Genomic DNA, 12,456 nt, shown 5'->3' with positions numbered 1-12,456 from the left:
CATCACCTCCGTCCGAACAGCCCCTGGGGCCGCAGATACATCACGAGCAGAAGAAGCAGCAGCGACGGGATGGTCCGGTAGGCCGGCGAAATCGTGTAGGCGGTGATCGTCTCCAGATAGCCCACCACATAGGCCGCGATCAGCGACCCGGAGACGCTGCCCAGCCCGCCCAGGACCACGATCGAGAAGGCGCTCGCCGTCAGCGGGCCGACGCTGTAGGAGCTCACGCCGAGGAACATCCCCAGCAGCACGCCCGCGACGCCGGCGAGCACGCCGTAGACCGCCCAGACGGCGAGATAGATGTTCGACAGCTCGAACCCCAGGAGCGTCACCCCGCGCGGGTTCATCGACGCGGCCAGGACGGCCTTGCCGGCCTGGGTGCGGTTCACCAGCACCCAGAGCAGCCCGATGACCACCCAGCAGATCGTCGCCGTGAAATACTCGTTGGCCGGGGTGCGCACGCCCAGCACCGTCACCACGCCCTCGATGATGGGCAGCACCGTCTTGGCGTTGTTGGTGAACAGGTAGGAGATCGCCTCCTGGATCAGGATGCCCCACAGCAGCGTGGAGGTGAGGATGAAGATCTCCTTCTCCGACTCCGCGATCCTCCTGGAGCGCTGGATGGGCCGGACCGCGATGAAATAGGTCGCGAAGGACAGGACGACGCTGGTGAGCACGCCGATGGACGCGCCCCCATAGCTGCCGACATGCAGGCTCCCGGCGGCGGCCCAGGCGGCGACGGCGGCCGCCACCATGATCGACCCATGCGAGAGGTTGAGCACGCCGGAAACGCCGAAGATCAGCGTGAATCCCGTCGCGCCCAGCGCATAGAGGGCGCTGACGGCGAAGCCGTCGATCACGATTTGCCACAGCAGCATGTCGGGGACCCGGTCGAAGGTGGGACAGGCGGCGCGATAGAGAAGGGGCCGCCCGAGGGCGGCCCGATCGACGACGTCAGTTCGCCGGCGTCTTGACGAAGGCGGGGAAGGTGAGCTTTCCGTTCGCCACGTCCTTGGGCCAGAGATTGACCTGCTTGCCGTTCTGCCACTGCAGCATCAGCCCGGTGATCGCGCCCTTGCCGGTCTTCAGCCCGTGCACATGGGGGTCGCCCTTGGGCAGGAACTGGATGCGGCCGATCGTGCCGACATAGTCGGTCTTCTCGAGCGCATCGACGAGCTTGTCGCTGTCGGTCGAGCCCGCGCGCTTGACGGCGTCGGCGAGGTAATAGACCTCGTCATAGGCCGTGTAGCCCGAATAGGACGGCGTGTTGCCGAACTTCTTCTGGAACGCCTCGACGAAGGGCAGCGTCTTCGGCGTCACGGCCACGCCCGGGCCCGACACGGCGTTGTAGAGCACGCCTTCGGTGGCGCCGTTGGTGTCCTTCCAGAAGGTCGAGTTGGTCGCCTGCGACGAGACGCCCAGCATCGGGATCGGCACCTGCTGGCTCTTCCACTGCACGGTCGGCTGCGTGCCGACATGCGAGATGCCGGTGATCATCACGTCGGGCTTCTGCGCCTCGATCTTGTTGAAGATCGGCGTGAAATCGGTGGTGTCGGGCGAGAACCGGACGTGGTCGAGCACCTTCAGGCCGCTCTCGGGCAGGCACTTCTCGTAGCCGGCGTCGAGCGGCTTCGTCCAGGCCGCGTCCTCGCTGACGATCACGGCCGTTTTCATGTTCAGCCCGTCGACGAGCAGATCCTTGGCCGCCTCGCAGACCAGCCCGGACAGGGCGCTGGAGGTGAGGTAGCCATGGAAGGTGTATTTGTTGCGCTCGTAGTCCTTGGCGATGTTCTCGGTGATGACGTCGGAGGCGGCGCCGGGCGTGATCATGACCGTCTTCAGCCGGCCGGCCCAGGGCTCCAGCGCCAGCACGACCTCGCTGATGTAGCTGGCGATGACCGCGTTGACCTTGTCCTCGTTGACGGCGCGCTGGAAGGCGCGGATCGACTCGGCCGACGAGGAGTGGTTGTCGTAGGTGACGATCTCGATCTTGCGGCCATCCACGCCGCCGGCCGCGTTGATCTCGTCGGCCGCCAGCTGCGCGGCGAGGGGGATGGAGGAGCCCGCGACGGCCTGGGCCTCGGCGATGACGCCGATCCTGATCGGGTCGGCGGCCGTTGCTGGCGAGGCCGACGCGGCCAGGGCGATGGCCATGGCCGATGCGCAGACTGCAACGCCAAGCCGTCCGCGGACGGATGCATCAAGACATCTCATGTCGCCTCCCTCAGGCTCGTCTCAGTTGGTTTTCTTGGCTCCATGGTGAAACAGCGCTGATGTATTGGCAAGCTGAGTCTCGGGCGGATACTTGGATCGATCGGATGTTATCAATCCGCAGATCCAGGAACGACGCTTCTTGACGGCTGATCGCTCATCCCTTCTTTGTCGAATTCCAGTCCAGGCCTGCGCGGCTGACGGTTCGGCGGATCGCGCGTGAGAAGAGTCAACGCCGGACGTCACGCGCCGGCGGCGCGCCGCAGCGCTCCGATGCTTTCGGCGAGATCGGAGATCCGGAAAGGCTTCGTCAAGCGCGGGAGGTCTGGCGAGAGGCTCTCCACCTCGGCGTAGCCGGACACGAGCAGGATGGGCGTCTGCGGCCAGCTCTCCCGGATCCGGGCGGCGAGGTCGGTCCCGGTCATCCCGGGCATCAGGTGGTCAGTGACGACGAGGTCCGGGCGCAGCCCCTCGCGCAACAGCGCCAGCGCCTTCTCGGCGGACCCGACCTCGTGCACGGCGTAGCCCAGCTCGTTGAGCATATGGGCCGTGCTGGCCCTCACCAATGCTTCGTCGTCGACGAGGAGCACGGTCCCGCTGATGGTCACGGACTGCGAATTCCGGGCGGCGGGCGACAGCGCGGTCCGCCGCTCGGCGCTGACCGGCAACCAGAGCTGGACGTTGGTGCCCAATCCGACGCGGCTCTGGATCGAGAGCGCGCCGTCCAGTTGCGAGGCGAGCCCATGCACCATGCTGAGGCCCAGCCCGGTCCCCCGTCCGACGCCCTTGGTCGAGAAGAACGGTTCGATGGCCCGGGCGCGCGTCTCGTCGTCCATGCCGGTCCCGGTGTCGGCGACCGAGATCCGCACGTAGCGCCCCGGCCGCAAAGCGAGGATGTTGTCCTCCGCCAGCGCATCGGGCGTGGCGGAGATGCGCAGGGTCCCGCCGTCCGGCATCGCGTCGCGCGCGTTCACGCTGAGATTGAGGAGCGCCATCTCGAGCTGGTTCAGGTCGGCCCGGGCGAGGGGAAGGTCGTCGTCGATCTCGACGGAGACCTTGATCTGCGGCCCGGTCGTGCTGGCCACGAGATCGGCCATGCCCTGGATGACGCTTCCGACGTCCACGGCGGTGGGCTGCAGCGGCTGGCGCCGCGCGAAGGCGAGGAGCCTCTGCACCAGCGTCTTGGCGCGTGCGGCCGACTGCAGCGCGCCGTCGATCAGCTTGCGTTCCCGCTCGCTCCCCACACCCCGGCGGACGAGCATGTCAAGCGAGCCGATGATGGGGGTCAGCAGGTTGTTGAAGTCGTGCGCGACGCCGCCGGTCAGCTGCCCCATCGCCTCCAGCTTCTGCGCCTGCCTCAGGGCCTCCTTGACGCGGACGCGCTTCTCCACTTCGGTGAGGATGTGCTGCTCCAGGCTCTCGTTGAGCTCCCGCAGGTCGGCGAGCGCCTTCTTCTGCTCCGTGACGTCGACCTGGATTCCGTCCCAGATGATCGAGCCGTCGGGCTGGCGGCGCGGCGCGGAGATGATCCTCGTCCAGCGGATCTCCCCGTCCGCGCGCCGGATCCGGGCTTCGGCGTCGAACGGACCCAGCGACTGGATCGCCCGCATCTCGGCGGCGGCCAGTCCCTCCCTGTCCTCCTCCAGGATCAGCGAGTAGGGCAGGGTCGGATCGGCGAACACGGCCTCGGCCGGCACGCCCGTCAGCCTCTCATGGCTCTGGGAGACGTAGAGGAACCGCCGATCCGTCCCGTCCGCGCCGGTGGAGAGCTGGTAGATCATCCCGGAGGGAAGATTGTCGGTGAGCGCGCGCAGCCGCGCCTCGCTCTCCTGCAGCGCGTGTTCGATCTGCTTTCGGGCCGTGACGTCGATCGCCGTTCCGATGACCCGGACGCAGCGCCCCTCCGCGTCGAACCGCCCGCGGCCCTTGGCGGCGACCCACCGGACGAGGCCGTCTTCCTTGCCGACCGTGCGGTACTCCACGTCATAAAGCGCCCGGGTCCGCGCATCGACGGCCGCCGCGAAGGCGAGGCTCACCCGCTCGCGGTCTTCCGGATGGAGGCACGCGTAGAAGTCGTCCATCGACACCGTGGCGTCGGCCGAGATGCCGAACATCCGCTTGACCCGTGCGGGCCAGTAGAGGGTGTCGCTGGCCGGGTCGAGGTCCCACAGGCCGACCTCCGCGGCGTCGGTGGCCAGCCGCAGCTGCTCTTCGCTGGCCCGCAGGTCCTCCTGGGCGACATGGGCCTGGGTGACGTCATAGCCCTCGCAGAAGATGCCGGTGACCGCCCCGGTCTCGTCGATGACCGGCTCGTAGATGAAGTCGAGGCGCCGGACCGCTTCGGCGGGCTTTCGAAGCCGCACCGGGATCTGCCGGGCCTCGAAGCGTTCGCCCGTCGCGTAGACGGCGTCGAGCCGCTCGAAGAACCCTTGTCCCTCCAGATCCGGAAACGCCTCCCGCACGGTCTTGCCCACATAGCCGCGGTCTCCGAACAGGTTCGTGTAGGCGATGTTGACGAATTCGAAGACGTGCTCCGGGCCGCGCAGGATCGTGATGAAGCCCGGCGCCTGCATGAACAGCCGTCGCTGGCGCTCGGCTTCATCGACGCGGCGCCGGGCGGCGAGCACCTGCTCGGTCGTCTCGGTGCACACGACCAGGACGCCGCCGACGCCGCCTGGCGCGGTCTCCTCGTGAATCGGGCTGTAGCTGTAGGTCCAGTAGACGTCCTCGCGGCGCCCGTTGCGCGTCATGGGAACGAGCTGGTTGACGTTCCAGGTCGGCCCGCCGCCCGAGATCACCTGCTGGATCTGGGGCGCGACGATGTCCCAGGTCTCCTCCCAGACCTCCAGCCCGGGGCGGCCGAGGGACCCCGGATGGCGCTCGCTGCCGATCGATCGGCGGCAGGCGTCGTTGTACAGGCAGGCGAATTCAGGCCCCCACCAGATCAACATCGGGTGGCCGGTGTTCAGGATCAGCCGGACGACCGTGCGCAGGCTCGCGGGCCACGACTCGGGCGGCCCCAGGGCGGTCTTCGACCAGTCGAGGCCGCGCATCAGCGCTCCCATTTCGCCGCCGCCAGCGAGGAAGTCCATCTTCGCGCTCAGGAAAGTCTCCGTGATGTGGGTGCTCCGGACGGCCTTTCGGGCCAGTGGTCTCGTGTGCGACGCAGACTTTCATAACGACCGGACCCGCCCGCCGGATCCGGCCGGCCGCCTTTCGGGCGCGAGCCGTCGGACGATCCAGGGATCCCGATCCCCGGCCCGCGGCCGGATCGTCATCGGATGATCGGGAAGGTCAGCCTGATGGTGGTGCCCTGGCTAGAACTCTCCTGGTCCAGCGCGCCCCCGATCTGGCGGGCCAACGCCTTCATCAGCGTCACGCCGGACCCGCCCTCCCGGGGCTTGTCGATGCCGCGGCCGTTGTCGGAGATCGCCAGCACGGCCTCGCCATAACCGACGCCGCTCTTCAGGACGACGCCGATCCGGCCGCCGCCGTCGTCGAAGGCGTGCTTGACGCTGTTGATCGCGGCTTCGTTCAGCACGAGGCCGAGCGGCACGGCGCGCTCCAGCGCCAGTTCGATGTCGTCGGCGTCGACGTCGACCGCGACGCCCTCGGTCTGCTGCTCGATGGAACGGCAGAGCGCCCGCAGATAGCCCGCCAGATCGACCACCTGGGCGCCGTCGCGGTGCGCCAGCTGGTCATGGGCGAGCGAGATGGCGTTGATGCGGTTGGCGACGTGATCGAGCGCCCGCTCCACGTCCTTGCTCTCGAACCGGTGCCGCTGGAGCGAGATCGACGAGAGGATCAGCGCGAAGCTGTTCTTCACGCGGTGCTGCATCTCCCGCAGCAGGGTCTCCAGCTGGCGCGCGTCGCTGTTGGCCGACGCGAGGCGATCGGCCTCCATGGTCTCGGCCACCTTCCGCCGGACCACCGTGCCGATCAGCGCGCCCGCCGCGACCAGGAACTCCAGCGTGTCCTCGCTGAAATCGCGCGGCGTGGCGCTGTCGATCTCCAGCACGCCCCATGTGGAGCCGTCCACCAGGACGGGCACATTGGCCAGCGACACGATGCCGTGCTGCTTCAGCAGGGGCGAGATCGTGAAGCCGCGCGCGCGCCCGCAATCGGACACGACCACCGGCTCCGCCGTCTGGAAGGCGCGGCCCGGAGGGGAGCGCAGGTCGGCGGGCAGCGTCGACGACCTGACGACGCCGTCCCGCCAGCCGATGCCGGCCTCGATGAGAAGGTCCGACGTGGCGGGCCGGTAGCGCAGGATCTTGACGTGGTCGATCTCCACGGCCCGGGCGACCAGCACGACGGCCTGGTCGAGGAAACGGTCCAGGTCCGTCGCCTCCGTCGCCAGTCGGCCAAGGTCCACGAGGATGCGCAGGTGCCTGCGCAGCTTCGCGATGTCAGCCGCCGGATCTGATTTGGGATCGGCTTTCATGCCGCGACAACGCCGTCGGCGGCCGGATGGCTCCCACTCACGTGGCGATCCCGAAATCAGCCCCACTTCCGCTCGTTCGTCGCTGTAGGATGGCTCCGCCACGGACGGAGGTCCCGGGCGCCGGCCAGGCGTCGGTTCGGCCAGATCTTCGAAGGCGCGAGAAGAGGAGGCGAGACATGTGGAGCGCAGACCAGATGCGGGTGTCGGCGGCGAGCGTGGTCACGTCGACCCGGCCGCTGCCGATCTCGGCGGAGACGAGGCAAGCCGCTTCGGACAAGCTGGAGGGCTTCCTGGCCCACACATACGAATCGTGGGGCGTCGACCCCGACACGCGGCGCTGGTGGGGGCGCCAGGACGGGGGCCAGACCCTCTGGTTCCGGCTGATCGAGCGTGAGTGACCCGTCCGCGCCGGGCTTTCAGGTGAGTCCGCCGAGGGCCAGCCCCAGCATGATCAGGAACAGGCCGCCGAGCAGGATCCGCATGTGGGCTTCGCCCCAGCCGAGCGGCGGCTTGCGGTGGAGACGGATGGTGTTGAGCGGCTGCTTGGAGGAATGAAGGGTGCGCATCGCGCTGTCTCCGTCGGCCGTGCGACGGTGCGCCTGATTCTAGCAGGCCAGCAACGGTCAAGCTCCAAGTGACCGGCGATCTCCTGCGGAGAACCGGGTTCAGTAGCCCCGGCTCCTGTCGAAGGCGTTGACCATCGGCCGTCCGTCCAGGAAGCGCTGCAGGTTCTCCAGGAAGATGTCGACGATCCGGCGGTTCTCGGCCGCGACCGTGCTGGCCGAATGGGGCGACACGATCACGTTGGGCAGGTCCCACATCGGGCTGTCGTCGGGCAGCGGCTCGGTGGCGAAGACGTCGAGGGCCGCGCCCCGGACATGGCCGGACGCCAGCGCGCGGATCAGGGCCGGCTCGTCCACCACGCCGCCGCGCGCGATGTTGACCAGGACGGCGCCGGGCTTCAGCGCCTCGATCTCCGCCGCGCCGATGAGCAGCCGGGTCTGCGGCGTCAGCGGGCAGGCGAGCACCAGCGCGTCGACCTGCGGCAGCGCCGCGCGCAAGTCGTCCTGCCGCACCCAGCGGGAGACGCCCTCCGGGAGATCGCCGCCCTCGCTGCGTCGGGAGGCCCAGACCTCCATGCCGAAGGAGGCGCACTGGCGCGCCGCCTCCCGGCCCACCGCGCCGAGGCCCACGACCAGGACGCGCTTTCCGTCCAGCCCCTCCACCGTGTAGCGCTCCCAGCGGCGGGCGGCCTTGCAGGCCTGGAGGTGCGGCAGGTCGCGGAAGAAGTAGAGCAGCCCCAGCAGGGTGAATTCGGCCAGCGGCCGGGCGTGGACGCCGGCCGCCGTCGTGAAGGCGATGGAGGACCGGTCGAGCCCGGTGCGCTGCAGGAACTCGCCGATGCCCGAGCTGGTGGCCTGGACCCATCGCAGCCGCGGCGCCGTGGCCGGCAGGTCGGCCGCTCCGGCGCGGTCGAAGTCGAACATCACGTCGGCCTCGCGCAGCAATTGGGCCCAGCGCTCCTTCTGCTCCGGGGCGAGCTCGCGCGGATGGCCGACATGGTCGGCGACGTAGCGTGGCGGCGCCAGGAGATCCGGCTCGTGCAGCACGCGCACGCGATCCGGCGCGAAGGCCCGGATGCGGGCCACGTGCTCGTCCTCCAGATAGGACGCGATCAGGACGGTGACGGGGGAGGGGGGCATGGCGATCCTGGGTCCGGGCGCGGATTCGAAAGCTCATTCTTACAAACCGGACGACCGTCTTGACCACAGCGGCGAGGCCCTCCCGGCGCATGCCGGACCAGCGCGGCGACGGCTGCGTGACGGCTTGTCGCCTGCAACCTGGAATGCTTAGCTCGGCGAGGTCTCCCGTTTCCCCCACAGGTCCGCAAACCCGAAGGTCCCCTTGCCGAAGCTTCTGGAAGTGCGGGATCTCGTCACCCGGTTCGAGACGGTGGACGGCGTCGTGCACGCGCTGAACGGGATCTCCTACGAGGTCGACCGCGGCGAGTGCCTGGCGATCGTGGGCGAAAGCGGCAGCGGAAAGACGGTCGGGGTGCTGTCGATCCTGCGCCTGATCGCATCGCCGCCGGGTCGGATCGTCGGCGGCAGCGTGCTGTTCGAGGGGGTCGACCTTCTCTCGCTCGACGCCGGCGCGCTCCGCGCGGTCAGGGGCGGCCGAATCGGGGTCGTGTTCCAGGACCCGATGAGTTCGCTCAACCCGGTGATGCGCATCGGCGCGCAGATCGCCGAGACGCTCACCGCCCACGAGGCGCTGTCCCGCTCCCAGGCGCGGGCCAGGGCCGCCGACCTTCTCGGCATGGTGGGCATCCCGCGCCCGGCGACGCGGCTCGACGACTACCCGCACCAGTTCTCCGGCGGCATGCGCCAGCGCGTGATGATCGCCATGGCGCTCGCCTGCTCGCCCAGGCTCATCATCGCGGACGAACCCACCACGGCGCTCGACGTCACCATCCAGGCGCAGATCGTGGAGCTGGTGAAGCGGCTGCAGACCGAGCTCGGCGCCGCCGTCCTGTGGATCTCCCACGACCTCGGCGTCGTGGCCCGCATCGCGGACGCGGTGGCGGTGATGTATGCGGGCGCGATCGTCGAGAAGGCGCCCGTGGACGCGCTCTACGCCCGCCCGGCGCATCCCTACACGGTCGGCCTCCTGAACTCGCTTCCCCGCCTGGACGCGCGCGGCCGCGCCCGGCTCCACGCCATCGGCGGGCTCCCGCCGTCCCTGCTCGGCGAGCGCCGGGGCTGCGCCTTCGCGCCGCGTTGCGCGCTGGCGACGGCGCGCTGCCGGGAGGAGACGCCGCGGCTGGCCGATGTCGGCGCGGGCCACAGCGCCGCCTGCTTCCACCCCTGGCGAGCCGCGAGGGCCGCATGAGCGAGCCCGAGGTCCTGGTCGGCGTCCGCGACCTTGCGGTGCATTTCCCGACGCGCTCCGGCCTGCTCGGCCGCGCGACCGGCGCCATCAAGGCGGTCGACGGGATCTCGTTCGACATCCGCCGGGGCGAGACGCTCGGCATGGTGGGCGAGAGCGGCTGCGGCAAGACCACCGCCGGGCGCGCCATCCTGCAGCTCCACCGGCCCACCTCCGGCTCCGTGACGCTGGAGGGCGTCGACCTCGTGCGCCAGCCGCCGGCCGACATCCGCCGCGCCCGGCGCAAGATGCAGATGGTCTTCCAGGACCCCTACGCCTCGCTCAATCCGCAGATGCGGGCAGGCGAGATCATCGCCCGTCCGCTGCGGGTCCACGGCGTCGCGCGCAGCCAGGCCGACGAACGCCGCATGGTGGTCGAGCTGATGGAGAAGGTGGGCCTGGACCCGGCCTGGCGCGAGCGCTACCCGCACGAATTCTCCGGCGGCCAGCGCCAGCGCATCGGCATCGCCCGGGCGCTCGCGACGAAGCCCGCCTTCATCGTCTGCGACGAGCCGATCTCGGCGCTGGACGTCTCGATCCAGGCGCAGATCGTCAATCTGCTCGAGGCGCTGCGCGACGAACTGGGGCTCACCTACCTGTTCATCGCCCACGACCTCGGCATGGTGCGCCACATCTCGACCCGCGTCGCCGTGATGTATCTGGGCAAGATGATGGAGCTCACCGCCAGCGAGGAGCTCTACGAGAACCCGCTGCACCCCTACACGAAGGCGTTGCTGTCGGCGATTCCGATCCCCGATCCGGTCCTGGAGCGCGCGCGCCGCCGGATCCTGCTGGAGGGCGACCTGCCGAGCCCGGCCAACCCGCCGGCCGGCTGCCGATTCAGCACGCGCTGCCCGCTCGCGATCGCGCGCTGCCGCCGGGAGGAGCCCGCCTTCCGGGAAGCCGCGGAAGGGCATTGGGTCGCATGCCACCTCGTCTGACCCCGCCCCGAGCCAACGCGCCTCGCGCCAGCGCGCCCCGCGCCGGAGGAGGCTGACGCATGCGCTACGTCGCCCGTCGCCTGCTCCAGTCCGTGTTCGTCGTCTTCGGCGTCAGCCTCGTGGCCTTCGGCCTGTTGTTCCTGACGGGCGACCCCACCGAGGTCATCCTCGGCGACAGCGCCGACCGGATGACCATGGCCCAGATCCAGGACTTCCGCGTCAAAATGGGGCTGGACCGGCCCTGGTACGTCCAATATGCGAGCTTCGTCGCCAACGCCCTCCGGGGCGAGTTCGGCTACTCCTTCGTCCGGCACCAGCCCGCCTATGAGGTGATCGCCGAGCGGCTGCCCGCCACCCTCCAGCTCGCCGCCTTCGCCTTCGTGCTGTCGATCCTGGTCTCGATTCCGCTGGGCGTCCTCTCGGCCACGCGGCCCAACTCGGCCGTCGACCGGGCCGCCACCGTGCTGGCGCTGGCCGGGCAGTCCATCCCGAGCTTCTGGCTCGGCATCCTGCTGATCCTCACCTTCGGGGTGCGCCTGCGCTGGCTGCCGATCTCCGGCAGCGGGACCTTCGCGCACATGATCATGCCGGGGATCACGCTGGCGGCGTTCCCCATCGCCCGGAACATGCGGCTGACGCGCTCGTCCATGCTGGATTTCATGCAGCGGGATTTCGTGCGCACCGCCCGGGCGAAGGGGATCACCGAGACCCGCGTCGTCTACGCGCATGTCCTGCGCAACGCGCTGCTGCCCATCGTCACCGCCATCGGGCTCGAACTGGGCTTCCTTCTCGGCGGCTCGGTCATCACCGAGACGATCTTCGGCTGGCCGGGGGTCGGCCGGGAGATCGTGTCGGCCATCGGGTCCAAGGATTTCTTCGTCGTCCAGGCCGGCGTCATCATGCTGGCGCTGATCTTCGCCGGCGTGAACCTCCTGATCGACCTCGCTTATGTGTGGATCGACCCGCGGATCAGGCTGGACGCATGACCGAGCCCTCCCACGCCGTCGCCGAAGGCGGCGCGCTGGCCGCGGCGGACGGCGTCGCGCCCGCGCCGGCGCTGCGGACGCGCAAGAGCCAGATCGTCCCGCGGCTCCTGCGCAGCAAGGCCGCGATGGCGAGCCTGCTGGTGTTCCTGGTCGTCGCCGCGGCCGCCGCCGCCGCTCCCTGGCTGGCGCCGAACGATCCCTTCGCGATCCGGCTGATCCAGCGGCTGAAGCCGCCGGGCTACGTCAACGGCGCCCACGCGACCTTCTGGCTCGGCACCGACGCGCTCGGCCGGGACGTCCTGAGCCGTCTGATCTTCGGCGCGCGGGTGTCGCTGGTGGTCGGCCTCTCCGCTCTGGCGATCTCGGGCGTGATCGGCCTCATGGTCGGGCTGGTCGCCGGCTATTTCGGCGGCCTCGTCGACGACGTCGTCATGCGCGTCGCCGACATCCAGCTGTCCTTCCCGACGATCCTGCTGGCGCTCACCATCATGGCCGTTCTCGGCGGGGGGCTCGACAAGCTCATCCTGGTGCTCGGCCTGACCGGCTGGGTGCAGTACGGCCGGATCGTGCGCGGCCAGGTGCTGTCGCTGAAGCAGGAGGAGTTCGTGCTGGCCGCCCGCGCCACGGGCGAGGCCCAGTGGCGCATCCTGTTCCAGCACATCCTGCCCAACCTGTGGAGCCCCGTGATCGTCATGGCGAGCTTCACGGTGGCGAGCAACATCGTGGCGGAGGCCTCGCTCAGCTTCCTGGGCGTCGGCGTGCCGCCCTCCGTGCCGAGCTGGGGCACGATGCTGGCCGATGGACGCCAGTATGTCGGCGTCGCAGACTGGCTGACGCTTCCGGCCGGCGTCGCCATCTCGGTGACGGTGCTGTCCATCAACATCCTGGGCGACTGGCTGAGGGACTTCCTCGACCCGCGCCTGAAGAACATCCTCTGACGACCGCC

The 12,456-nt window shown here is 69.6% G+C and carries 11 protein-coding genes; 5 read left to right on the top strand and 6 right to left on the bottom strand.

The window, feature by feature from the left end:
- Positions 1-2 precede the first annotated feature (2 nt).
- From ACYVO7_RS17575 to ACYVO7_RS17560, 4 genes are all read right to left on the bottom strand, one after another.
- The gene (locus ACYVO7_RS17575) at positions 3-878 is read right to left on the bottom strand and encodes a branched-chain amino acid ABC transporter permease (protein ID WP_460451107.1); all 876 of its coding nucleotides are present in this window, start codon (positions 876-878) and stop codon (positions 3-5) included.
- 76 nt (positions 879-954) lie between these two features.
- Positions 955-2,154, bottom strand: a complete 1,200-nt coding sequence (locus tag ACYVO7_RS17570) for an ABC transporter substrate-binding protein (protein ID WP_460451106.1) — start codon at positions 2,152-2,154, stop codon at positions 955-957.
- 299 nt (positions 2,155-2,453) lie between these two features.
- The gene (locus ACYVO7_RS17565) at positions 2,454-5,303 is read right to left on the bottom strand and encodes a PAS domain-containing protein (protein WP_460451105.1); all 2,850 of its coding nucleotides are present in this window, start codon (positions 5,301-5,303) and stop codon (positions 2,454-2,456) included.
- 182 nt (positions 5,304-5,485) lie between these two features.
- A complete protein-coding gene (locus tag ACYVO7_RS17560) occupies positions 5,486-6,655 on the bottom strand; it encodes a sensor histidine kinase (protein WP_460451104.1) in 1,170 nt (389 codons plus the stop codon).
- A gap of 176 nt (positions 6,656-6,831) precedes the next feature.
- Here ACYVO7_RS17560 and ACYVO7_RS17555 point away from each other — a divergent pair, with 176 nt between their 5' ends.
- A complete protein-coding gene (locus tag ACYVO7_RS17555; protein ID WP_460451103.1) occupies positions 6,832-7,053 on the top strand; it encodes a hypothetical protein in 222 nt (73 codons plus the stop codon).
- Between the two features lie 18 nt (positions 7,054-7,071).
- Here the strand turns inward: ACYVO7_RS17555 and ACYVO7_RS17550 are convergent, their stop codons facing one another.
- Together ACYVO7_RS17550 and ACYVO7_RS17545 are read right to left on the bottom strand one after the other, a co-directional pair.
- Entirely contained in the window at positions 7,072-7,221 is a 150-nt protein-coding gene (locus ACYVO7_RS17550) for a hypothetical protein (protein ID WP_460451102.1), read from the bottom strand.
- 99 nt (positions 7,222-7,320) lie between these two features.
- The gene (locus ACYVO7_RS17545) at positions 7,321-8,358 is read right to left on the bottom strand and encodes a D-2-hydroxyacid dehydrogenase (protein WP_460451101.1); all 1,038 of its coding nucleotides are present in this window, start codon (positions 8,356-8,358) and stop codon (positions 7,321-7,323) included.
- A gap of 202 nt (positions 8,359-8,560) precedes the next feature.
- On the opposite strand from ACYVO7_RS17545, the gene ACYVO7_RS17540 reads away from it, so the two are divergent.
- Genes ACYVO7_RS17540 through ACYVO7_RS17525 form a run of 4 tightly spaced genes read left to right on the top strand, consistent with a single transcriptional unit; the run spans position 8,561 to position 12,448 of the window.
- Positions 8,561-9,547 carry an ABC transporter ATP-binding protein gene (locus tag ACYVO7_RS17540; protein ID WP_460451100.1) on the top strand — a complete coding sequence of 329 codons (987 nt, stop codon included), beginning with the start codon at positions 8,561-8,563 and terminating at the stop codon, positions 9,545-9,547.
- Positions 9,544-10,524: an ABC transporter ATP-binding protein gene (locus ACYVO7_RS17535; RefSeq protein WP_460451099.1), complete on the top strand. Its 981-nt coding sequence runs from the start codon at positions 9,544-9,546 to the stop codon at positions 10,522-10,524. Before ACYVO7_RS17540 ends, ACYVO7_RS17535 begins: the two co-directional genes overlap by 4 nt.
- A 59-nt stretch (positions 10,525-10,583) precedes the next feature.
- On the top strand, positions 10,584-11,510 hold the full coding sequence (locus ACYVO7_RS17530) for an ABC transporter permease (RefSeq protein ID WP_460451098.1): 927 nt from the start codon (positions 10,584-10,586) through the stop codon (positions 11,508-11,510).
- Positions 11,507-12,448, top strand: a complete 942-nt coding sequence (locus tag ACYVO7_RS17525; protein ID WP_460451097.1) for an ABC transporter permease — start codon at positions 11,507-11,509, stop codon at positions 12,446-12,448. The genes ACYVO7_RS17530 and ACYVO7_RS17525 overlap by 4 nt, the downstream gene beginning before the upstream one ends.
- Positions 12,449-12,456: the final 8 nt, after the last annotated feature.

The organism is Alsobacter sp. SYSU BS001988, assembly GCF_054796215.1.
Note: the sequence above shows the minus strand (reverse complement) of the source record. Positions and strands in the feature narration are given on the sequence as shown.